Annotated in this window: 23 protein-coding genes; 15 read left to right on the top strand and 8 right to left on the bottom strand. The window is 69.6% G+C overall.

The annotated features are described in order from the left end of the window. The first annotated feature begins 52 nt into the window (after positions 1-52). From EFK50_RS06865 to EFK50_RS06885, 5 genes are read left to right on the top strand one after another with little or no spacing between them, the layout of a single operon-like run. Positions 53-751 carry a glycosyltransferase family 2 protein gene (locus tag EFK50_RS06865; protein WP_123226822.1) on the top strand — a complete coding sequence of 233 codons (699 nt, stop codon included), beginning with the start codon at positions 53-55 and terminating at the stop codon, positions 749-751. Next, the gene (locus EFK50_RS06870) at positions 748-1098 is read left to right on the top strand and encodes a DUF2304 domain-containing protein (protein WP_123226823.1); all 351 of its coding nucleotides are present in this window, start codon (positions 748-750) and stop codon (positions 1096-1098) included. The genes EFK50_RS06865 and EFK50_RS06870 overlap by 4 nt, the downstream gene beginning before the upstream one ends. Continuing rightward, positions 1095-2567: a DUF2142 domain-containing protein gene (locus tag EFK50_RS06875; protein WP_123226824.1), complete on the top strand. Its 1473-nt coding sequence runs from the start codon at positions 1095-1097 to the stop codon at positions 2565-2567. Before EFK50_RS06870 ends, EFK50_RS06875 begins: the two co-directional genes overlap by 4 nt. Positions 2568-2575: 8 nt before the next feature. After that, positions 2576-3463 carry a glycosyltransferase family 2 protein gene (locus tag EFK50_RS06880; RefSeq protein ID WP_123227002.1) on the top strand — a complete coding sequence of 296 codons (888 nt, stop codon included), beginning with the start codon at positions 2576-2578 and terminating at the stop codon, positions 3461-3463. A 9-nt stretch (positions 3464-3472) separates the two neighbouring features. Further along, a complete protein-coding gene (locus EFK50_RS06885; protein ID WP_123226825.1) occupies positions 3473-4084 on the top strand; it encodes a hypothetical protein in 612 nt (203 codons plus the stop codon). Between the two features lie 3 nt (positions 4085-4087). On the opposite strand, the gene trpD is transcribed toward EFK50_RS06885, so the two are convergent. Genes trpD through EFK50_RS06900 form a run of 3 tightly spaced genes read right to left on the bottom strand, consistent with a single transcriptional unit; the run spans position 4088 to position 6490 of the window. Next, complete coding sequence (gene trpD, locus EFK50_RS06890; RefSeq protein ID WP_123226826.1) at positions 4088-5119, bottom strand: anthranilate phosphoribosyltransferase; 1032 nt, start codon at positions 5117-5119, stop codon at positions 4088-4090. Beyond that, positions 5119-5544 (bottom strand): Rv3143 family two-component system response regulator, encoded by a 426-nt coding sequence (locus EFK50_RS06895; protein WP_123226827.1) that lies wholly within the window; start codon positions 5542-5544, stop codon positions 5119-5121. Before EFK50_RS06895 ends, trpD begins: the two co-directional genes overlap by 1 nt. 13 nt (positions 5545-5557) lie before the next feature. Further along, the gene (locus EFK50_RS06900; protein WP_123226828.1) at positions 5558-6490 is read right to left on the bottom strand and encodes a cytochrome c oxidase assembly protein; all 933 of its coding nucleotides are present in this window, start codon (positions 6488-6490) and stop codon (positions 5558-5560) included. 204 nt (positions 6491-6694) lie between these two features. Between EFK50_RS06900 and ctaE the strand changes: the two genes are divergently transcribed. From ctaE to EFK50_RS06940, 8 genes are all read left to right on the top strand, one after another. After that, positions 6695-7273, top strand: a complete 579-nt coding sequence (ctaE, locus tag EFK50_RS06905; protein WP_246004069.1) for an aa3-type cytochrome oxidase subunit III — start codon at positions 6695-6697, stop codon at positions 7271-7273. A 22-nt stretch (positions 7274-7295) separates the two neighbouring features. Beyond that, the gene (qcrC, locus tag EFK50_RS06910) at positions 7296-8177 is read left to right on the top strand and encodes a cytochrome bc1 complex diheme cytochrome c subunit (RefSeq protein ID WP_246004070.1); all 882 of its coding nucleotides are present in this window, start codon (positions 7296-7298) and stop codon (positions 8175-8177) included. Then, positions 8174-9226 carry a cytochrome bc1 complex Rieske iron-sulfur subunit gene (qcrA, locus tag EFK50_RS06915; RefSeq protein WP_123226831.1) on the top strand — a complete coding sequence of 351 codons (1053 nt, stop codon included), beginning with the start codon at positions 8174-8176 and terminating at the stop codon, positions 9224-9226. The genes qcrC and qcrA overlap by 4 nt, the downstream gene beginning before the upstream one ends. Further along, entirely contained in the window at positions 9223-10956 is a 1734-nt protein-coding gene (qcrB, locus tag EFK50_RS06920; RefSeq protein ID WP_425454376.1) for a cytochrome bc1 complex cytochrome b subunit, read from the top strand. Before qcrA ends, qcrB begins: the two co-directional genes overlap by 4 nt. Before the next feature lie 170 nt (positions 10957-11126). Then, a complete protein-coding gene (locus EFK50_RS06925) occupies positions 11127-11633 on the top strand; it encodes a SigE family RNA polymerase sigma factor (RefSeq protein ID WP_123226832.1) in 507 nt (168 codons plus the stop codon). After that, positions 11626-12633, top strand: coding sequence for a hypothetical protein (locus EFK50_RS06930; protein WP_148046076.1), 1008 nt, complete (start codon positions 11626-11628; stop codon positions 12631-12633). The genes EFK50_RS06925 and EFK50_RS06930 overlap by 8 nt, the downstream gene beginning before the upstream one ends. 58 nt (positions 12634-12691) lie before the next feature. Further along, positions 12692-13441, top strand: a complete 750-nt coding sequence (locus EFK50_RS06935) for a FadR/GntR family transcriptional regulator (RefSeq protein ID WP_123226834.1) — start codon at positions 12692-12694, stop codon at positions 13439-13441. After that, positions 13438-14163, top strand: a complete 726-nt coding sequence (locus EFK50_RS06940; protein ID WP_123226835.1) for a sterol desaturase family protein — start codon at positions 13438-13440, stop codon at positions 14161-14163. Before EFK50_RS06935 ends, EFK50_RS06940 begins: the two co-directional genes overlap by 4 nt. A gap of 53 nt (positions 14164-14216) precedes the next feature. Here EFK50_RS06940 and EFK50_RS06945 read toward each other — a convergent pair whose 3' ends face one another. The 4 genes from EFK50_RS06945 to ctaC all read right to left on the bottom strand — a co-directional run bounded on the left by EFK50_RS06945 (position 14217) and on the right by ctaC (position 18553). Then, a complete protein-coding gene (locus tag EFK50_RS06945) occupies positions 14217-15416 on the bottom strand; it encodes a L,D-transpeptidase (protein ID WP_123226836.1) in 1200 nt (399 codons plus the stop codon). Positions 15417-15525: 109 nt separating this feature from the next. Continuing rightward, positions 15526-15921, bottom strand: coding sequence for a cytochrome c oxidase subunit 4 (locus EFK50_RS06950; protein WP_123226837.1), 396 nt, complete (start codon positions 15919-15921; stop codon positions 15526-15528). Continuing rightward, positions 15921-17666, bottom strand: coding sequence for an aa3-type cytochrome oxidase subunit I (gene ctaD, locus EFK50_RS06955; RefSeq protein WP_123226838.1), 1746 nt, complete (start codon positions 17664-17666; stop codon positions 15921-15923). Before ctaD ends, EFK50_RS06950 begins: the two co-directional genes overlap by 1 nt. Continuing rightward, complete coding sequence (gene ctaC, locus EFK50_RS06960; RefSeq protein WP_484213814.1) at positions 17663-18553, bottom strand: aa3-type cytochrome oxidase subunit II; 891 nt, start codon at positions 18551-18553, stop codon at positions 17663-17665. The genes ctaD and ctaC overlap by 4 nt, the downstream gene beginning before the upstream one ends. Positions 18554-18705: 152 nt before the next feature. On the opposite strand from ctaC, the gene EFK50_RS06965 reads away from it, so the two are divergent. Then, complete coding sequence (locus tag EFK50_RS06965) at positions 18706-19803, top strand: cysteine desulfurase family protein (RefSeq protein ID WP_123226840.1); 1098 nt, start codon at positions 18706-18708, stop codon at positions 19801-19803. Beyond that, complete coding sequence (locus EFK50_RS06970) at positions 19800-20033, top strand: sulfurtransferase TusA family protein (protein WP_246004071.1); 234 nt, start codon at positions 19800-19802, stop codon at positions 20031-20033. The genes EFK50_RS06965 and EFK50_RS06970 overlap by 4 nt, the downstream gene beginning before the upstream one ends. Here EFK50_RS06970 and EFK50_RS06975 read toward each other — a convergent pair. Continuing rightward, positions 20026-21000, bottom strand: a complete 975-nt coding sequence (locus tag EFK50_RS06975; protein WP_123226841.1) for a carbohydrate kinase family protein — start codon at positions 20998-21000, stop codon at positions 20026-20028. The genes EFK50_RS06970 and EFK50_RS06975 overlap by 8 nt on opposite strands. Positions 21001-21095 lie beyond the last annotated feature (95 nt).

Below are 21095 nucleotides of genomic sequence, written 5' to 3' on the forward strand. Positions count from 1 at the left end.
CTCCTTGGGGCACGATCACTGCAGAGCAGTGGTGTCCAGGGGAGGTCTGCTCATGGGGAACGGCGGCAGCTACGACGACGTCTGCGTCATCGTGCCGGTGTACAACGAGGCGACGACGATCGCCGACGTGGTGGTGTCCCTGCGCGCCCGTTTCGCCGACGTCGTCTGCGTCGACGACGGCAGCTCCGACGAGTCCGCCGCGATCGCCCGCGCCGCCGGCGCCACCGTGGTCCGGCACGCCATCAACCAAGGGCAGGGCGCCGCGCTGCAGACCGGTTTCGACCACGTGCTCCGGAACACCGACGCGACCTACGTGGTCACCTTCGACGCCGACGGCCAGCACGTCGTCGAGGACGCGGTCCGGATGGTCGACACCGCGCGCGCCGAGGGCGTCGACGTGGTGCTCGCCTCCCGCTTCACCGGCACCAGCACCGAGATGCCCGCCGTACGACGACTGGTGCTGAAGGCGGGCACCGGCTTCACCCGGTGGAGCGCCAAGCTCGAGGTCACCGACACCCACAACGGCCTGCGGGTGCTCAACCGCACCGCGCTCCGACGGATCCGGTTGACGATGCCGCGGATGGCCTACGCCAGCGAGCTGCTCTCCGCGATCGTGCCCAACGGGCTGAGCTACACCGAGGTCTCCACCACGGTGAACTACACCGAGTACTCCCGCGCCAAGGGGCAGACCAACCTCAACGCGGTCAACATCCTCTTCGACCTCGCGGTCCGCCGGATGCGTGCGTCGTGATCGTCATCAAGGTGCTGCTGATCAGCGCCACCCTGCTCTTCGGGCTGATGACGCTACGCGAGCGCCAGCTCGCCACCCACCAGGCCGTACGACGGATCGCCCTGCTGGTGCTGGTGCCGGTGGGCATCGTCGCCGTGGCCTTCCCGGACACGACCGTCTGGGCGGCGCACCTGGTCGGCGTCAAGCGCGGCACCGACCTGCTGCTCTACATCTTCGTGATGACGTTCCTCTTCACCACGCTGGCCACCTACCAGCGACTGCACCGGGTCGAGCGGCAGCTCGTCGAGCTGACCCGGGAACTCGCCCTGCGGCCGGAGCCGGACCACCAGCGGGAATCCGCGCGGTGAACGCGGCCGACCACCGCCTGCGCAGCACGCTCCTCGCCGGCGCCGGCCTGCTGCTGGTGCAGCTGGGCTGGATCCTCAGCCTGGCGCCGCACTACGGCATCGACGAGTTCGACCACGCCCTGCGAGCCAGCTCGGTCGCTGCCGGGCACTGGCAGCCGGGCGACGACCTGGTCTCCGGCGAGGACGGCCGCGGCGACCTGATCCCGGTCCGCGCCGACGTGGCCCGGTCGGTACGCGCGTCCTGCGAGTCCCGGCCGTACACCGGCCCGCTCAACTGCCGCCCGAAGGCGGACCTCGGCAACGGCGAGGTCCTGATCGCCAGCGCCGCGGCGCGCTACAACCCGACCTACTACGCCGTGGTCGGCACGGTCGCGAAGTCGTTCCACGGCGACGCCAACCTCTATGCGCTGCGGATCGTGAGCGCCCTGCTCTGCTGCCTCCTCTTCATGCTGACCCTCTGGCTCGCCCTCGGCGGTGCCCGGACGCTCTGGCCGCTGGCCGGCATGCTGCTGGCCGCCCTGCCCACGACCGTCTACTCCTCGACCGTCGCGGCTCCGAACGGGCTGGAGATGTTCGCCGGCCTCGGGGTCTGGGTCGCCCTCGGGGTGGTGGTCGCCGGGCCGGCGGGGCGGCAGCGGCGCGGGTCGGCGTACGGGGTGCTGGCGCTGAGCGCTGCGGTCCTGACGAACACCCACACCCTCGGACCCGTCTGGCTCGTCCTGATCCTCGCGGTCACCGCCGTCGTGCACGGACCCGTGCGCACGGTCCGCTCGCTGTGGCCGAGACGCGGCACCGAGGTCGTGCTCGCAGTCGCCGTGTCGGCCGCGGTCGCCTTCGCGGTGGGCTGGATCGTGCTCTCCGGCGTGAACGACCCGGCCACCGAGGGAACCACCTACCCCGGCAGCCCGTGGCCCTCGATCCTCCGCGGCCTCGTGCTCTGGCCCCTCCAGACGATCGGCGCCTACCCGCTGCGCGACGACGAGGCGCCGCTGCTCGTCTACGGACTGATGGTCACGTTGCTCGGGCTGCTGGTCGTCCACGCCGTACGCCGGCTCGGGCTGCGGTCGCGGACGACGCGGGGCATCGTCCTGACCGCTGTCATCGCCTTCGCCGTGCCGGCCGTGCTCACCGCGCGCACCTTCCACCAGATCGGGGCCGCCTGGCAGGGCCGGTACGCCGCCCCGTTCGTCGTCGGCATCATCCTCCTGGCTTGCGCAGCCCTCGACCGGCACCGGAGCCGGCTCCCCCGCGGGGTCGTGGTCGGCGGAGTCGCCGTGCTGCTGCTCTGCGAGCTGGTCAGCCAGTGGTCGGTGATGACCGCGCAGGACTGGGATCCGCCCCCGACCGTGCTGCTGCTCCTGCTCGCCCTCGGGGCCGCCGGGTGCTGGGCGGCTGCGACCCAGGTCTTCCGGCCTGCCGTCGTACCGCTGCCGGTCGCGCCGCACGAGGACCTGGTGGCCGGCCGATGATCGACATCATGCTGCCCTTCTACGGCGACGCCGCGCTGCTCCGGCAGGCGGTCGAGAGCGTGCTCGCGCAGAGCGACCCGAGGTGGCGGCTGCACGTCGTCGACGACTGCTACCCCGACCCCGGTGCCGCGGCCTGGGTGGCGGCCATCGCGGACCCCCGGGTCACCTTCGAGCGCAACGAGCGCAACCTGGGCGTGAGCGCGAACTTCGCCCGCTGCCTGGCGACCGCCACCGCCGACCACGTGGTCTTCCTCGGCTGCGACGACGTGATGGCGCCGACCTACGTCGCGGACGTCTCGGCCGCGATCGAGACGCACCCGCAGGCCGCCGTCATCACGCCGCGGGTGCGGGTGATCGACCGGGACGGGGCTCCGGCCCGGACTCCGGCCGACCGCGTCAAGGCCGTGCTGACGCCGCGGCGCTCCCCCGACGGCAGCGCCGTGGTGCTCGGCGGCGAGGCCCTCGCCGGCAGCCTGATGCACGGCGACTGGTTGTACTTCCCGGCGATCACCTGGCGACGCGAGCTGATCGCCGCCGCCTCGTTCCGGACCGACATGGAGACCGTCCTCGACCTGGCCCTGCTGATGGACCTGGTCCTCGACGGCCACCGGTTCGTGCTCCTCGACACCGCGTCGTTCAGCTACCGCCGGCACGGGGAGAGCGCCTCGTCGGTCTCGGCGCGGACCACCCGCCGGTTCGACGAGGAGGCGCAGCTCTTCTCCGAGGTCGCCACCGCCTGCCTCCGTCGGGGCTGGACCCGAGCGGCCCGGGCGGCCCGGCTGCACGCCACGTCACGGATCCACGCCGCGGTCCTGGTCCCGGCCGCCCTGCGCTCGCGCGACCGTACGGCGGCAGGGGCGCTGATCCGGCACGCCACCAGGAGCGCGTCCCGCTAACCTCGGTCCATGAGTTGGCTCGACGCGCTCGGCTGGATCGGCTCGGCCCTGCTGATCTACTCGGTGATGCAGGCCCGGGTGCTGCGGTTCCGGGTGCTCAACCTGGCGGCCTGCGTGGTCCTCACCGGGTTCAACGCGGCCCTGGAGATCTGGCCGATGGTGGCGATGAACATCGCGTTGTGCGCGATCAACCTCTGGCACATCCGGGCGCTGGTCAGCACCCGGCACGACGTCGAGGCCTACGCGGTGCTCGAGGTCGGTGCCGGTGACGCGTACCTCCGTCACCTCCTGGCCGTGCACCGCGCCGACCTACTGCGGTTCCAACCCGACCTCGACACCCTCGGGGACCCGGACCTGGCCTTCGTCGTCCAGCGCGGCGACGAGACCGTCGGCGTGGTGCTGCTCCGGGTCGAGGGCGGCACCGCGCACGTGCTGCTCGACTACGTGACGCCGCGCTACCGGGACTTCTCCCCCGGCCAGTTCATCTGGCGGCACAGCAACGTGCTCGCCGGCCGCGGCCTGGCCAAGGTCGTCACGTCACCGACGATGGTCGGCGCGTACTACGCGCGGCTCGGTTTCGAGGCCCGCGGCGACGGCTCCTTCGAGCTCGCGCTGACCTGACGGCTAGTGCGCGGCCGCGGCGACCCAGCGGTCCAGGGTCGCCTGCGCGGCACCGGAGTCGAGTGCGGCGGCGGCTCGCTCCATCCCGGCTGCGACCCGGTCGACCAGCGAACCGGCCTCGTCGGCGTGCACGGCCAGGGCCGCGCCGGCATTGAGGACCACCGCGTCCCGGACCGGGCCGACCTCACCCGCGAGCAGGCGCCGGACGACGTCGGCGTTGTAGGCGGCGTCCTGTCCGCGGAGCCCCTCGGCGGTCCCGGCGGGGATGCCGAGCGCCGCCGGGTCGAGCGACTCCTCGACGACCTCGCCCGCGCGCACCGTCCAGATCCGCGAGGTGGTGGTCGTGGTCAGCTCGTCGAGCCCGTCGTCGCCACGGAACACCCAGGCGTCGACGCCCCGGCGGGCGAAGACGCCCGCCATCACCGGTGCCATCCGCGGGTCGGCGCAGCCGATCGCCTGAGCGGCCGGCTTCGCCGGGTTGGCGATCGGGCCGAGGAAGTTGAAGGTGGTGCCGATGCCGAGCTCGCTACGGGCGACCGCGGCGTGACGCAGCGCCGGGTGGAACGCGGCGGCGAAGGCGAAGGTGATCCCCGCCTCCGCGGCGACCGCGGCGACCCGGTCGGCGGGCAGGTCGAGGTGGATCCCGAGCAGCTCGAGCACGTCGGCACTCCCGGCCTTGCTCGAGGCGGACCGGTTGCCGTGCTTGACCACGGTGACCCCGGCGCCGGCGGCCACGATCGCCGCCATCGTGGAGATGTTCACCGAGAACGAGCGGTCGCCGCCGGTGCCGACGATGTCGAGGGTGCGGCCCTCGACCGCGAGCGGCGCAGCATGCTGGTACATCGCGTCGACGAGGCCCTGCATCTCGTCGACCGTCTCGCCCTTGGAGCGCAGCGCGACGGCGAACCCGGCGATCTGGACCGGGGTCGCGGCGCCGGCGAGGATCTCGCCCATCGCCCAGGACGTCTGGTCGGCCGAGAGGTCGGTCCCGGCCACGAGGGCCGTGAGCACCTCCGGCCAGGTGTGGCCGGACATCAGGCCTCGGCGGGAACCCGCGAGCGCAGGATGCGGATCACCGCGTCGGCGAGCTCGATCGGGTCCAGCGGGTGCGACACGGCCGCCTCGGCGCGCGACCAGGTCGCCAGCCACCGGTCGTCCGGCCGGCCGGTGAGCACCAGCGCCGGCGGCGCCTGGTAGATCTCGTCCTTGAGCTGGCGGGCGATGCCCAGGCCGCCGGCCGGGGTGGCCTCGCCGTCGAGGATCGCCAGGTCGATGGTGCCGGAGTCGAGCTGCTGCCAGACGACGGGCTCGGTGGCCACCTCGACGTACTCCAGCTCGGGCAGGTCGGGGTGGACGCGGCGACCGAGTCCACTGATGACCTGGGAGCGGGTCTCGGAGTCGTCGCTGTAGACGAGGACGCGGAGCGGCGCGGCAGAGTTCTGGTTCACCTTCTGGGTCACGCGCCCGATGCTACTAGTCCCCGTCGCCGGCCGCGGCTGCGCGTTCCGCGTTGCGCTCGAGGAGGTCCAGGCGCCGGTCCTCGCGCTCGGCCTCCTTCATCGACGACCGCACCCACTGGACGAAGAGCACCGCGAAGAACATCAGCCCGATCAGGTCGCCGGAGCTCCACAGGATGCCGCCGGCGACGTGCTGGTCGTCGAGCGGGTCCGGCAGCCAGGAGAGGGTCCGGTGCAGGTTCGGGTACCAGTCGCCGCCGATCAGGTCCGACTGGCCCATGATCGTGATGCCCAGGAACGCGTGGAACGGCAGCGTCAGCACGACGATGAGCATCCGTACCGGGTAGCCGAGCCGGTTGGGCAGCGGGTCGATGCCCATCAGCGGCCAGAAGAACAACGACCCGACGAGCACCAGGTGCACGTGCATCAGCTCGTGCTGGTACGTCGAGTGCAAGGTCGCGGAGTACCAGTCGGTGAAGTAGAGCGCCCACGGGCTGACGACGTACAGGGCCAGGGTGAGCGGCGCGAAGGTGAGCACCTTCGCGACCTTGGAGTGCAGCACCTTGAGCAGGACGCCCCGCGGCGCCTTCGGCAGGGTCCGCAGCGCCAGCGTTACCGGCGCGCCGAGCGCCAGGAACAGCGGCACCACCATGCCGAGGATCATGTGCTGGACCATGTGCACCGAGAGCAGGGTGGTGTCGTAGGCGCCGATCCCCGACGACGTCGCGACGTAGAACGAGCCGGTCCCGCCGACCACGAAGGCCAGCGTCCGGCCGAGCGGCCAGTGGTCGCCGCGGCTGCGCAGCGTCCAGACCCCGAGCAGGTAGAGGCCGGCGATCCAGACGGTCCCGATGAACAGCAACGGGTCGACACCCCACTGGGTGAAGACCGCCGCGGCGCTGAACCGGGGCAGATCGGACGCGCCGCTGTCCAGCGGCAGGGGTGACATCAACACTCGCACAGCGTAGAAGCAGGCGGAAACACGTGAGTCACGCCACCCCCTTCAGCCCCACGGCCAGCATCCACCGGGATAGTCGCTCCCAAATCGGGGGGTCGGGGTGCCGTCGGAGTTGAGTATCGACATAATGGCGCTGTGGCGACGACATCCGCGATCCCAGTATCCCGCCTGCACGGGCATCACGACCGACCGAGCATGGTCAGCGTAGGCACCATCATCTGGCTTTCGAGCGAGCTGATGTTCTTCGCGGCCCTGTTCGCGAGCTACTTCACGATCCGTGCGGTGAGCCCCGAGCTGTGGGCCGAGACGACCAGCCAGTTGAACGTGCCGTTCGCCTCGGTGAACACCACGATCCTGGTGCTCTCCTCGGTGACCTGCCAGCTCGGCGTGTTCGCTGCCGAGCGCGGTCAGGTCGGTCGCACCGGCGCGCTCCTGAACATGAAGCTCTGGGGCCTGCGCGAGTGGTTCGTCCTCACCTACATCATGGGCGCGATCTTCATCGGCGGCCAGGCGTTCGAGTACGCCGAGCTGATCCACGAGGGCATCACGATCCCGGCGTCGTCGTACGGGACGATGTTCTACCTGACGACCGGCTTCCACGGCCTGCACGTCACCGGCGGTCTGATCGCCTTCCTCTTCGTCCTCGGCCGGACCCTGGTGGCCCGCCGCTTCACCCACGAGCAGGCCGTTACCGCCATCGTCGTGTCCTACTACTGGCACTTCGTCGATGTCGTCTGGATCGGCCTGTTCGCGACCATCTACATCATCAAGTAAGCCTGAACCGATAGGACCTGTTGTGCGACTGCTCACGCGCAAGATCTCAGCTCGGCTCTCGGCACGTCGGCGCAGCCGTCTCGCCGCGCCTGCCGTTCTCATCCTCGGCCTGCTGGCCGCGGGCGGTGTCGCCCTGGCGATGAATTCCGCGGTCAGCCCGGCGACCGCCCACGACTCGACCCAGGACGCCGAGGCCATCAAGGCCGGCCGCGCCCTGTTCGCGGTCAGCTGCTCGTCGTGCCACGGCATGAACGCCGAGGGCATCATCACCAAGCGCGGCACCAACTACGGCCCGTCGCTGATCGGCGTCGGCGCCGCGGCGGTCGACTTCCAGCTGGAGACCGGCCGGATGCCGATGGCCCAGCCCGGCGCCCAGGCCGTCAAGAAGCGCCCCGTCTTCACCGAGGACGAGGTCGCGGCGATCGCGGCGTACGTCGCCTCGCTGGGCCCCGGCCCGGCGATCCCGGACAAGGAGGCGTACGACGTCTCCGAGGCCACCACCGAGGAGATCGTCAAGGGTGGCGAGTTCTTCCGGACCAACTGCACCGCCTGCCACAACTTCGCCGGCACCGGCGGCGCGCTGCCCAAGGGCAAGTTCGCTCCGTCCCTGATCGGCGTCACCGGCAAGCACATGTACGAGGCCATGGTCACCGGCCCGCAGCAGATGCCGGTGTTCTCCGACGCCGTCCTCTCCCCCGAGGACAAGCGCGCGATCATCGCGTACCTGAAGAACCAGGAGAAGACCCCGAACTACGGCGGCTTCGACCTGGGCTCGTTCGGCCCGGTCTCCGAAGGCATGTTCGCCTGGCTCCTCGGGATCGGCGGCCTCACCGTCGCCGGCATCTGGATCACCTCGCAGACCGCCCGTTCCAAGAAGACGATCAAGAAGGGGGCGGACGCGTGAGCACCGACAACCACGACGAGGGCCACGAACTGGTTCCCGCTGAACCGCTGGCCGATCCCGGCCTGCCGGAGCACCTCCCGCGCCCGACCGACGTCGACGAGGGTGCCGCGAAGCGCGCCGAGCGTCAGGTGGCGACCCTCTTCGGTCTCTCCTCCGTCTTCGCGCTGCTCTTCTGCGTGAGCTACTTCGTCTTCGACATCGGCGACGACCCGGACACCGTCGGCGGCCTCGGTGCCTCCAACGTGTTCCTCGGCAGCTGCCTCGGCCTCGCGCTGCTCTGCATCGGCATCGGCGCCATCCAGTGGTCGCGGAAGCTGATGAGCGACCACGAGATCGTCGAGTTCCGGCACCCGGCCGCTTCTCCGCAGGAGGACCGCGACGAGGCGCTCGCCGCGCTGGACGCCGGCATCACCGACTCCGGCATCGGCCGCCGACCCCTGGTGCGCAACTCGCTCCTCGGTGCGATGGCGGTCCTCGGCCTGCCGGCGATCGTCGCGCTGCGCGACCTCGGCCCGCTGCCCGGCAAGAAGCTGGAGCACACCGTCTGGAAGAAGGGCATGAAGGTCGTCCAGGACGTCGACGGCACGCCCATCAAGCCCGACATGATGGAGATCGGCCAGCTGGTCAACGCCGAGCCCGCGGTCTTCTTCCCGCAGGACGGCGAGCCGGAGCTCTCCGGTCACAAGATCCTCGCGGAGAAGGCCAAGGCCGCGGTGATCCTGGTCCGGATGCACCCCGACGACATCAAGCCGACCGAGCTGCGCAAGAACTGGGGCGTCGACGGCATCCTCTGCTTCTCGAAGATCTGCACCCACGTCGGCTGCCCGATCTCGCTGTGGGAGCAGCAGACGCACCACCTGCTCTGCCCGTGCCACCAGTCGACCTTCGACCTCGCCGACAACGGCCGGGTCATCTTCGGACCGGCCGCTCGTCACCTGCCGCAGCTCCCGCTGGAGCTCGACGCGGACGGCTACCTCGTCGCCCAGAGCGACTTCACCGAACCCGTTGGCCCGAGCTACTGGGAACGAGACAGGACTGATCTGAAGTGAGCGCAGTCTCCAACGGCACCACGCCTGCCGCGACCCCCAAGCCGAACCCCGCCGGCGCCGTCGCCAACTGGGCGGACGAGCGTCTCGGCATCGCGACCGCGACCAAGAAGCAGCTCCGCAAGGTCTTCCCGGACCACTGGTCCTTCATGCTCGGCGAGATCGCGCTGTGGAGCTTCGTGATCCTGCTGCTCACCGGCGTCTTCCTGTCGCTGTGGTTCAAGCCGAGCATGGGCGAGGTCGTCTACAACGGCTCCTACGACCAGCTCCGCGGCATCCACATGTCCGAGGCCTACGAGTCGACGCTGCACATCAGCTTCGACGTCCGCGCCGGACTGCTGATGCGGCAGATGCACCACTGGGCAGCGATGCTCTTCATCGCCGCGATGCTGGTGCACATGATGCGGGTCTTCCTGACCGGCGCCTTCCGCAAGCCCCGTGAGCTCAACTGGATCATCGGCGGCGTGCTGCTGCTGCTCGGCATCCTCGAGGGCTTCGCCGGCTACTCCCTCCCCGACGACCTGCTCTCGGGCACCGGTCTGCGGATCGCGGACGGCCTGGTGAAGGCGACACCGGTCCTAGGGTCCTACATGTCGTTCTTCATGTTCGGCGGCGAGTTCCCGGGAGACGTGATCATCCCGCGCCTCTACACGGCGCACATCCTGCTGATCCCCGGTCTGCTGCTGGCACTGATCGCGGCGCACATGCTGCTGCTCGTCTACCACAAGCACACCCAGTGGCCCGGGCCCGGCCGCACCGAGCAGAACGTCGTCGGCTACCCGATGATGCCGGTGTACGCCGCCAAGGCCGGCGGGTTCTTCTTCATCGTCTTCGGTGTCGTCGCCCTGATGGGCGGTCTGATGACCATCAACCCGGTCTGGCGGTACGGGCCCTACAACCCGGCCGAGGTGACCGCGGGCTCGCAGCCCGACTGGTACATGGGCATCGCCGAGGGCCTGCTCCGGATCATGCCCGGCTGGGAGACGCACATCTTCGGCGTCACGCTGAGCTGGAACGTCTTCCTGCCCGGCCAGATCGCGCCGATCGCGCTGCTGATGCTGGTGCTCGCGTACCCGTTCATCGAGCAGTGGATCACCGGGGACAAGCGGGAGCACCACCTGCTCCAGCGTCCGCGCAACGCCCCGACCCGGACCGCGTTCCTGGCCGCGATGATCACGCTGTACGGCCTGCTCTGGGCCGCCGGCGGCAACGACATCCTGGCCACGGTCTTCCACCTCGACCTGAACACGATCACGTACTTCATGCGAGGCGCGATCTTCGTGATCCCGCCGCTCGTGTTCATCCTGGCCAAGCGCTGGTGCATCTCGCTGCAGCGTCACGACAACGAGATGCTGCTGCACGGCTACGAGAGCGGCATCATCATGCGGGACGCCCAGGGCGGTTACACCGAGAAGCACCTGCCGCTCAGCGAGGACCGGGCCTACACGCTCACCGCTCGCGCCCGCGACGAGGTGTACGCCGGGATGAGCGGCGAGGACGCGAACGGCGTCAGCGCTCCGAAGGCGCGGATGGACCAGCTCCGGGCGAAGGCCTCCAAGGCCTGGTTCGCGACCAACGTGCAGAAGCCGACCGCGGAGGAGTTCGAGGAGGCGCACCACCACGCCGAGCTCGAGCACGCGCACGACGCTCCGCTCGAGGGTCACGCCGCGGACGGTCACCAGTTCGACGGTCGCCACGATGTCGCCGGAGACGACCTGACCCACAAGCACTAGTTGAGTGGGCCCTTTCTGAGGGTCGAAACGGCCCGAATCTCGTTCGAGATTCGGGCCGTTTCGACGTTCGGAAAGGGCCCACTCAACCTTTTCGGGAAGAATGCAACCGAAGGCCCCGCCCACGCGTATCTGCTGTGACACCACCCCTACACCCCCCTCGGAAGGGTTCCATGGACGAGGCAGAGTTCGACGAGTTCTACACCGCGTCGTTCGCCCGGATCACCGGCCAGCTCTACGCGATGATCGGCGACCGCGACGAGGCGCAGGACTGCGTCCAGGAGGCGTTCGTGCGCGGCTGGGCCCAGCGCCGCAAGCTGGCGAAGGCCGACCACCCCGAGGCCTGGATCCGGACGGTCGCCTACCGGCTGGCGGTCAGCCGCTGGCGGCACCGGAGCCTCGCCCGGCGGCCGTCCGACCGGGCCCTCTCCCCGGACACCCGCACCGAGGCGGTCGACGAGTCCAGAGTGGCCCTGGTGACCGCTCTGCGGCGGCTGCCGGCCAACCAGCGCCAGGCCCTGGTGCTGCACCACCTCTGCGACCTGCCGGTCCGAGCAGTCGCCCGCGAGGTCGGCGTACCCGAGGGGACCATCAAGGCCCGCCTCTCCCGGGGACGCGCTGCCCTGGCCGTCCTGCTCTCCCCCACCGACGTGACAGACCCGGGAGCCCACCATGTCTGACCACCGCGACCCGATCGAAGAACTCATGAGCTTCCGCACCGGCGGCATCGCCGCTCCCCCGCTGCCCGCGAACGAGGTCCGCCGCCTGGGCGACCGCCGGCGTACCCGGCGCAACGCCGTCCTGGCCGGCACTGCGGCACTCGCCCTCCTCGCCGTCGTCGTCCCGGTCGCGTTCCTGGCGAACCGCGGTGACGACACCGTGACGCCGAGCCCGCCGGTTCCGACGGCCACCGGTGATGCCGGCGTGGCCAGGGTGATCACCTACCCGGAGCCCGGCATCGAGGTCGTCGACCAGGGAGACGTCGGCAAGCTGACCGGCACGACCGCCGAGTTCAAGGCCTTCATCGGGCAGCTGGCCGAGAAGCAGGCCGACGACGGCGCGTCCTGCCCCGGTGCCTTCCACGGCGTCACCGTCCAGAAGTACGCCACCGCCGGCTACGCGCTCGGCGGGGTCAGCAGCTGCGGCGGGTACGTCGCACTCTGGGCGCTGCGCGACGCCGGCTGGCAGGAGGTCGCCGGCGGCCAGGAGGCCTTCGACTGCGACCAGCTCCGGTACTACGACGTCCCGGCCTCGTTCGCCGGCGGCTGCTACGACTACAAGGGCGACTTCGGCCCCGCGACGGCGAACGGGTTGCGGCTCGGGATGTCCCCGACGGAGGTGCTGGCGACCGGCGCGACGATCCGGCCCGGTGATCCCGACCAGTGCCGCACCGTGGTGCCGAACGGGCTGACCCCCGAGGAGGACCGGATCGACGCGTTCCTCTCGCCCACCCTCGGCGTGGTCGGGATCGGCGCCAGCCCGGGGACGAAGACCCCGGAGGGCATCGGACTCGGGTCGACCCTGGCCGAGGTGAAGGCCGCCTACCCGGACGGAGCGCTGCAGAACGGCTACTGGGTGGTGCCGCTGGCGCCGGGCACCGAGTACGAGATCGGCATCGAGTCCAGCGGGCTGGTGGGCGAGCTGATGCTGGCCAACGGCAACCAGGACTGCTTCGGGTGATCTCACCAACTGGTCATACCACTTGACCAGTTGACCAGTTGCGGGTGATCCTCGTGGCATGGCACTCACCCCGATCACCAAGCGCCTCGTCCCGGACGACGTCTTCGAGCAGCTGATGACCGAAGTCGTCGACGGGTCCTTGAGCCCCGGCGACGCGCTGCCCAGCGAGCGACGCCTGGCCGAGCTGCTCGGCGTCTCCCGGCCGGCGGTGCGGGAGGCGTTGCAGCGCCTGTCGGCGACCCGGCTGGTCGAGGTGCGGCACGGCGGCGCCACGGTGGTGCGGGATCTCCAGCGGCACGCCGGGCTCGACCTGCTCCCCCGGCTGCTGGTCCGCGACGGCGAGCTCGACCCGACGGTGGCCCGCAGCATCGTCGAGGCCCGGCTCTCGATCGCCCCCGACGTCGCCCGGATGGCTGCTGAGAGAGCCGATCGAGCCTCGGAGACGGCACGGGACGGGCTGCTCAGCGCCCAGCAGACGCTCGCCGAGGCGGAGGACCCGGTAGCGCGCCAGTACGCCGCCCTGGCCTTCTGGGACGCGGTCGTCGACTGCGCCGACTCGATCGTCTTCCGGCTGATGTTCAACAACCTGCGCCAGGCCTACGAGCCCGCGATCGAGCCCCTCGCTCCGCTTCTCGACGGCGAGGTCAGCAACGTCGAGGGCTACCGCGACGTCAGCGCAGCCGTGCTCGCCTGCGACGGTCCGGCGGCCTCAGCGGCAGCCGACGCCCTGCTCCGGCCGGCGACCGAGGCGATGGTCGGATTCCTCGACGCGTTCCAGGACGAGCCCGATGAAGGAGAAGCACGATGACCCAGCACAACTTCAAGGCGACCCCGGAGATCGAGGCGGTCGCGCAGGAGCGCCTCGCCGCGGAGGAGCGCCGGATCACCGGCGCCGGCCGGAAGACGGTCGGCCTCGGCGAGACCTTCGCGGAGTTCCTCCGCCACCCCAGCCCCTGGATGATCGCCGGGGCCCTGGCGACCGCGGTGACCTGGCGGATCGTCGAGGGCGACTGGCGACTCACCGACCTGTGGGCGCCGGTGATCCTGGTCGCGCTGTTCCCGGTGCTGGAGTGGGTCATCCACGTCTTCATCCTGCACTGGCGGCCGCGCAAGGTCGCCGGGGTGATGATCGACAGCGAGCTGGCCAGGGACCACCGCCGCCACCACGCCGACCCGCGGGACATCCCGCTGGTCTTCATCCCGTGGAGGTCGCTGGTCGTGGTGATCGCCGCCGACTTCGCGATCGCGCTCTTCGCCTTCCCCCGCCTCGGGCAGGGGCTCACCTTCATGGCTGCCGTCGCCGCCACCGGGTTGATCTACGAGTGGTCGCACTACCTGATCCACAGCGACTACAAGCCCCGGACCGCGACGTACAAGGCGATCTGGCGCAACCACCGGCTGCACCACTACAAGAACGAGCACTACTGGTTCACGGTGACCAGCACCGCGACCGCGGACCGGCTCTTCGGCACCTACCCGGACCCGGGCGAGGTCAAGGCGTCACCGACCGCCAAGAACCTGCACGGCTGATCCCCGGACGTCGAGCGATCCCCGGACGTCGAGCCTGTCGAGACGCGGTGCCCTCAGAGCGCCGAGTTCTGGGCGTACTCCGCGAACGGCACGTTCCAGTCACCGAAGCCGTTGCTCAGCGTCATCTGCTTGCTGGTCCCGGTGTACTCGATGACGTCGCCCACGATGCTGTTGTCGTAGAGCCAGCCGGCGTTCGCGGTGCTCATGCCGGTGCACCCGTGGCTGACGTTGGCCCGGCCCTGGGAACCCACCGACCACGGCGCGGCGTGCACGAACTCGCCGGAATAGGTCAGCCGCATCGCGTACTCGACGTCGTCGAGGTCGTAGCCGTCAGCACTGTCGACAGGGATGCCGACGGTCTCGGAGTTCATCCGCTTGTGCCGGAACTTCTCGACGATGACCTTGATCCCCGAGCGGGTGGTGAACTTCGGCTGCTCGCCGGTGGTGATCGGGATCGTCCGGATCAGCTTGCCGTTCTTGAACACCTTCATCTGGTGGGTGTTCATGTTCACCTTGCTGACCATCGAGCGGCCGATGGTGAACTTGTTGACCCGGCTCTTCTGACCGAAGACCCCGTTGCCGGCCGGGACGCTGTCGATGTCCGCGTCCACGGTGACCTTGGTGCCGGCCTTCCAGTACTTCTTGGGACGCCAGTGCACCTCGGTGTCGGAGATCCAGTGGAACGCGCCGACCTGGGCGGGCACGCTGGTGACCTTGATGTGCTTCTGGATCGACTCGTGGTCGGTGACCGGGACGTCGAACCGGATGATCACCGGCAGGCCGACGCCGACGGTGGAGCCGGAGGTCGGGAAGAAGCTCGGGAAGGTCTGCTTCTCGAGGGTCAGGGCCTCGGTGCGGAACCGCGACTTGTACGTCGTCTGCTCACCGCGCTCGTCGGTGGCGATCCCGTTGACCCGGTACAGCTCGCCGGGCTGAAGCCGGCCGGTGCTCTGCCAGCTGAGCTTGTCGGCGGACAGGCTGCCCTGCACCGAGCCGGACTTGCTCTTCACGGTGACCGAGTCGAAGGTGCCGTCGGTGACGTTGAGCCGCACCGAGCGGTTGATCTTCACGTTGCGGGCGCCCGCGGCGATGCTCGAGGTGATCGCGGCGTCCGACACCGGGGCGGCCGACGAGCTGTTCGTCGCCCCCGGCTTCGGGTCGTCCTCAGCCTTCTTGGAGGCACCGCCGCAGGCAGCGGTGGTGGCCATCAGCAGGGCAACGGATACCGCTGCCCAGGTACGTCGCGAACGCATGGGTCTCCCGATTCAGGGACAACTGGACCCCGCAAGCCTAACAACACAGCCGTCAGGTTCTGGGCTCCACGAGCGTGCGGAACGTCACGGTTTGCGCTGTCACGAAGCGTCAGTGCGCGTGTTCTCCGCGGTAGTACTCGAAGACCAGGCCGATCAGGGCCACGGTGCCGAGGACGGAGCCGATGATCACCAGCCACCAGCCGATGACGACCCCGACCACGATCAACGCCAGCGTCAGACCGCACCACAGCGGCCACCAGCTGTACGGCGGGAAGAAGCCCAGCTCGCCCGCACCGTCGGCGATCTCGCCGTCCTTGCGGTCCTCGGGGCGAGGCTCCATCTTCCGGGCGTGCGCACCGAGGTAGAAGCTGACCAGCAGCGTCAGCAGCGCGGTCATCACCAGCGCCGAGGTCCCGGTCGGGTCCTCCGTGACGAACCAGTACGCCGGCGCCACCAGCACGAAGAAGAACGTGCAGATCACGAAGAACCAAGTCTCGGACTTCATCAGGCGTCGTCTCCTTCACGGCGGTTCTCGTCCAGGTTGGCCTTGCGACCTTCCATCTCAGGCGCGTCGGCAATGCCGGCGGACTCGAGGTTGTCGTTGGCCTCGTACTCCAGCGCGGCGATCTCCGGGTGGTGGAGGTCGAACGCCGGCGACTCCGAGCGGATCCGCGGGATCGAGACGAAGTTGTGGCGCGGCGGCGGGCAGCTGGTGGCCCACTCGAGCGAGCGGCCCCAGCCCCACGGGTCGTCGACGGTGACCTTCGGGGCGCGCCGCGACTTGTAGACGTTCCAGAGGAACGGCAGCGTCGAGGACGCCAGCAGGAAGGCGCCGACCGTGGAGATCTGGTTCAGGACGGTGAAGCCGTCGTCCTTGCCGTAGTCGGCGTACCGACGCGGGAAGCCCTCGACACCGAGCCAGTGCTGGACCAGGAAGGTGACGTGGAAGCCGATGAAGAGCAGCCAGAAGTGGATCTTGCCCAGCCGTTCGTCGAGCATCCGGCCGGTCATCTTCGGCCACCAGAAGTAGAAGCCGGCGAACATCGCGAACACCACGGTGCCGAACACCACGTAGTGGAAGTGCGCCACCACGAAGTACGAGTCGGAGACGTGGAAGTCCAGCGGCGGCGACGCCAGGATGATGCCGGTCAGGCCACCGAAGAGGAAGGTCGTCAGGAAGCCGATCGACCACAGCATGGGGGTGTCGAAGGACAGAGATCCCCCCCACATCGTGCCTATCCAGTTGAAGAATTTGACGCCGGTGGGCACCGCGATCAGGAACGTCATGCCGGAGAAGAACGGCAGGTCGACCGCGCCGGTGACGAACATGTGGTGGGCCCAGACCGCGACCGAGAGGATCGCGATGCCGAGGGTGGCGCCGACGAGGCCGACGTACCCGAAGATCGGCTTGCGGCTGAACACCGGCAGGATCTCGGTCACGATGCCGAAGAACGGCAGCGCGATGATGTACACCTCGGGGTGCCCGAAGAACCAGAACAGGTGCTGCCAGAGGATCGGTCCGCCGTGCACCGCGTCGAAGACGTGGGCGCCGAACTTGCGGTCGGCCTCCAGCGAGAGCAGCGCACCGGCGAAGATCGGGAACGCGATCAGCACGAGCAGGCTGGTGACCAGGGTGTTCCAGACGAAGATCGGCATCCGGAACATGGTCATGCCGGGCGCGCGCATGCAGATGATCGTGGTGATGAAGTTGACCGCACCGAGGATCGTGCCGAGACCGGCGAGCCAGAGGCCCATGATCCAGAGGTCACCGCCGACGCCCGGCGAGCGGACGGCGTCGGAGAGCGGCGCGTAGGCGAACCAGCCGAAGTCGGCGGCGCCGGACGGGGTCAGGAAGCCCGAGGCGGCGATCAGGCCGCCGAAGAGGAACATCCAGTAGCTGAGCATGTTGAGCCGCGGGAACGCCACGTCGGGCGAGCCGATCTGCAGCGGCATGATCACGTTGGCGAAGCCGAAGAACAGCGGCGTCGCGAACAGCAGCAGCATGATCGTGCCGTGCATCGTGAACAGCTGGTTGTAGACCTCGTCGTTGACGAGCTGCTGGCCCGGGAACGCGAGCTCCGAGCGGATCAGTAGCGCCATCACGCCGCCGATCATGAACCAGGCGAACGAGGTGCCCAGGTAGAGCTTGCCGATCAGCTTGTGGTCGGTCGTCGTCAGGACCCGGACGACCTGCTGCCCCAGGGTGCGGGTCGGGGCGCCCACGGCGGGCGCGTCAGAGACGGCGGTCACTCTTCTCCTCCGTTGCTGTGGTCACCCAGACCGGGGACCTCCTGGATCATTTCGCCACCGAGGTTGACCCCCGTGTTGCCCTCGGCCTTGAGCCGGGCCATGTGCGCGTCGAAGGTGGCCTGGTCGGTCACCTCGACGTTGAAGAGCATCCGCGAGTGGTAGACGCCGCAGAGCTCGGCGCAGCGACCGTCGAAGGTGCCCGCGCGGTTCGGCGTGAACGTGAAGTGGTTGTACTTCTCGCGACCGGGCACGACGTCCATCTTGTAGAGGAAGTTCGGGACCCAGAAGGAGTGGATGACGTCGGGAGAGTAGAGGTCGATCGAGACGCTCTGGCCCTCGACGAGGTACAGCGTCGGCCGCTTCTCGGTGGTGCCGGCCTCCCAGACGGGCTGGCTCTCGATCGCGCTGTTGCCCTTGGTGTAGTTGAACGTCCAGGACCACTGCTGACCGACGACGGTGACGTTGAGGTCGGCCTCGGCGTTGGCCGCGACCAGGTCCTTCGGCGCGTGGTGCACCTTGTCCTGGGTCTCTACAGTCCAGAAGAAGAAGACGATCACCATCATCACCGGGGCGACGGTGTAGAAGATCTCGATCGGCAGGTTGTACCGGGTCTGCACCGGCACCTCGGACTCGTGGCGACGGCGGTACTTGATGAAGACGTAGAACATCAGTCCCCACGTCACGACACCGGTGATCATCGCGGCCAGCCAGGACCAGGCCCAGAGGTCGTAGATGTACTGGGCTTCCTTCGTTGAAGGAATCGGCATCGCGAGACGCATGACATCGGAGTTCTCATCGACTGAGCAGCCGGACAGCAACAGGAATGCCGAACCAGCAATGACACCAAGTGACAGCTTCCGCGCACGCTTGGGGAGTTCCAGACCCACGAACGAGCCCTCTCTCTTGACCGAACATCTTCTTGAGACGGACAACCGAACCCTACTACTGAGTGACCCTGCTTCGACGCACAGGGAGGGGGTTGGACGGGTGTGCCGCCCGCCACTCCTCGGCTTGCCGGGCCGCCCGCTAGTTTTCAGGGGTGACGACGTACCTGGACACGGCCTCCGGCGAGCCGCTGCACCCTGCCGCGCGGGCCGCCCTGGAGCAGGCCCGCGAGCACGGGTACGCCGACCCGCGGCGCCTGCACGGCCCCGCCCGTAATGCCCGGATTCTCCTGGACAACGCGCGGGAGGCGACGGCCGAGGCGCTCGGGATCCGGGCCGACGAGGTCACCTTCACGCCGAGCGGCACCCATGCCGTGCACCTCGGTGTCCTCGGCCTGCTGCTCGGCCGGGCCCGCCAGGGGAACCTGCTGCTCGCGAGTGCCGTCGAGCACGCGTCGGTGATGCACGCCGGTCAGTGGCACCAGGCCCGCGGCGGTGCGTTCGAGACGCTGCCGGTCGACGCTCTCGGACGGGTCCGCGTCGACGACGCCGAACGCGCGACCGTCCTGGCCGTGCAGACCGCCAACCACGAGGTCGGCACCGTGCAACCCGTCGCCGACCTCGCCCAGCACGCCCCGGTCTTCACCGACGCCTGCGCATCAGCCGGCCGGCTGCCGCTGCCGGAGGGCTGGTCGGCAGCCGCGGCGTCGGCGCACAAGTGGGGCGGACCCGCCGGGGTCGGCCTGCTCCTGGTCCGCAAGGGTGCCCGCTGGCGCAACCCCTTCCCCGGTGACGACCGGGTCGACGAGCGCGCCACCGGGATGGAGGACGTCGCCGGGGCGCTCGCCGCCGCTGCCGCCCTGCAGGCGGTGGTGGCGGAGCGCGAGGAGACCAACGCCCGGCAGGCGGCGCTGATCGACCGCCTGAGGGCCGGGGTGACCGCGATCCCGGACACCGACGTCGTCGGCGACCCGGTCGACCGGCTCCCCCACCTGGTCACCTTCTCGTTCCTGTACGTCGACGGCGAGGCGATCGTGACCGAGCTCGACCGCCGCGGTTTCGCCGTCGCCAGCGGATCGGCCTGCACCGCCAGCACCCTCGAGCCGAGTCACGTGCTCACCGCGATGGGCGCGCTCACCCACGGCAACCTGCGGGTCTCGGTCGGCCGTGAGAGCACCGAGGCCGACGTCGACAGGCTGCTGGCGGCGCTGCCCGAGGTGGTCGCCGGGATCCGCCGGGACGCCGGGCTGTGAACCCCGACCTCGAGCTGGACTGCCGCGGGATGCTCTGCCCGCGGCCGATCATCGAGCTGGCCCGGCACCTCGGGGACGTACCCGTCGGTGGGGAGATCGTGGTGTACGCCGACGACGTCGCGGCAGCTAGCGACGTCCCGGCCTGGTGCCGGATGCGCGCGCAGGAGTACGTCGGCGTGCAGAACGCCGACGACGGCGTACCCGGCTACCGGGTCCGCCGCCTCAGTTGAGGTGCTTGCCGACCTCGGTGCCGGCGTCCTCGCCGTACGACGCGCCGAGCCGCGCCACGAACTCCTCGCGGGTGAACGCGTACTCCTGGGTGCCGACGGTCTCGACGACGTAGGCGGCGAGGGTGCAGCCGACCTGGGCGGCCCGCTCGTGCGACAGACCCCACTCGGTGGCGGCCAGGAAGCCGGCCCGGAAGGCGTCGCCGACGCCGGTGGGCTCGACCGCGTTCACGTTGTCGAGCGCCGGGACCACGATCGGGTCCTGGCCCTTCGCGACGATCTTCACACCGTCCTTGCCCAGCGTGATCACCTGGGTGCCGACCAGGTCGAGGATCTCCTCGGCGCTCCAGCCGGTCTTCGACTCGATCAGGTGCGACTCGTACTCGTTGCTGAACAGCAGGGTCGCGCCGTCGATCAGCTTGCGGATCAGGTCGCCCTCACCGAACGCGAGCTGCTGGCTCGGGTCGGCGATGAAGGCGAACCCGCGCTGGCGGCACTCCTCGGTGTGCCGGAGCATCCCGTCGGGGTCGTCCGCGCCGATCAGCACGAAGTCCGGGGCGCCGACGCGCTCGACGATCGGTCCGAGCTCGATCAGCCGGGCCTCGCTCATCGCGCCCGGGTAGAAGGACGCGAACTGCGCCATCGTGGTGTCGGTCGTGCAGACGAACCGCGCGGTGTGCTTGCTGTCGGAGACGTGCACGGACTCGCAGTCGACGCCGTGGCGCTCCAGCCAGGAGCGGTAGTCGGCGAAGTCCTCGCCGACCGCGCCGACCAGGACCGGGCTCAGACCGAGCTGGCCGAGACCGAAGCAGATGTTCGCCGCGACACCGCCGCGGCGGATCTCGAGGTCGTTGACGAGGAAGCTCACCGAGAGCTTGTCGAGCTGCTCGACGACGAGCGAGTCGGCGAACTTCCCCTCGAAGGTCATCAGGTGGTCGGTGGCGATGGAACCGGCGATCAGGAGCGGCATAAGTCCTCAGCTTGGGGAGCCAACAATGGGTGGTCAGGCGGCGCGAAGATGTGCGCCTCGTGAACTCTGGAGCCTACCGGCCGGTACAGGTAGGA

This window comes from Nocardioides marmoriginsengisoli (genome assembly GCF_003725695.1).
Classification (GTDB): domain Bacteria; phylum Actinomycetota; class Actinomycetes; order Propionibacteriales; family Nocardioidaceae; genus Marmoricola; species Marmoricola marmoriginsengisoli.

What these genes read in the sequence shown, in the direction of transcription:
- EFK50_RS06865 (WP_123226822.1), top strand. Translation starts at nt 53, where the DNA reads ATGGGGAACGGCGGCAGCTACGACGACGTCTGCGTCATCGTGCCGGTG.
- EFK50_RS06880 (WP_123227002.1), top strand. Translation starts at nt 2,576, where the DNA reads ATGCTGCCCTTCTACGGCGACGCCGCGCTGCTCCGGCAGGCGGTCGAG.
- EFK50_RS06885 (WP_123226825.1), top strand. Translation starts at nt 3,473, where the DNA reads ATGAGTTGGCTCGACGCGCTCGGCTGGATCGGCTCGGCCCTGCTGATC.
- trpD (WP_123226826.1), bottom strand. Translation starts at nt 5,119, where the DNA reads ATGTCCGGCCACACCTGGCCGGAGGTGCTCACGGCCCTCGTGGCCGGG.
- EFK50_RS06900 (WP_123226828.1), bottom strand. Translation starts at nt 6,490, where the DNA reads ATGTCACCCCTGCCGCTGGACAGCGGCGCGTCCGATCTGCCCCGGTTC.
- ctaE (WP_246004069.1), top strand. Translation starts at nt 6,695, where the DNA reads ATGGTCAGCGTAGGCACCATCATCTGGCTTTCGAGCGAGCTGATGTTC.
- EFK50_RS06925 (WP_123226832.1), top strand. Translation starts at nt 11,127, where the DNA reads ATGGACGAGGCAGAGTTCGACGAGTTCTACACCGCGTCGTTCGCCCGG.
- EFK50_RS06930 (WP_148046076.1), top strand. Translation starts at nt 11,626, where the DNA reads ATGTCTGACCACCGCGACCCGATCGAAGAACTCATGAGCTTCCGCACC.
- EFK50_RS06935 (WP_123226834.1), top strand. Translation starts at nt 12,692, where the DNA reads ATGGCACTCACCCCGATCACCAAGCGCCTCGTCCCGGACGACGTCTTC.
- EFK50_RS06940 (WP_123226835.1), top strand. Translation starts at nt 13,438, where the DNA reads ATGACCCAGCACAACTTCAAGGCGACCCCGGAGATCGAGGCGGTCGCG.
- EFK50_RS06945 (WP_123226836.1), bottom strand. Translation starts at nt 15,416, where the DNA reads ATGCGTTCGCGACGTACCTGGGCAGCGGTATCCGTTGCCCTGCTGATG.
- EFK50_RS06950 (WP_123226837.1), bottom strand. Translation starts at nt 15,921, where the DNA reads ATGAAGTCCGAGACTTGGTTCTTCGTGATCTGCACGTTCTTCTTCGTG.
- EFK50_RS06975 (WP_123226841.1), bottom strand. Translation starts at nt 21,000, where the DNA reads ATGCCGCTCCTGATCGCCGGTTCCATCGCCACCGACCACCTGATGACC.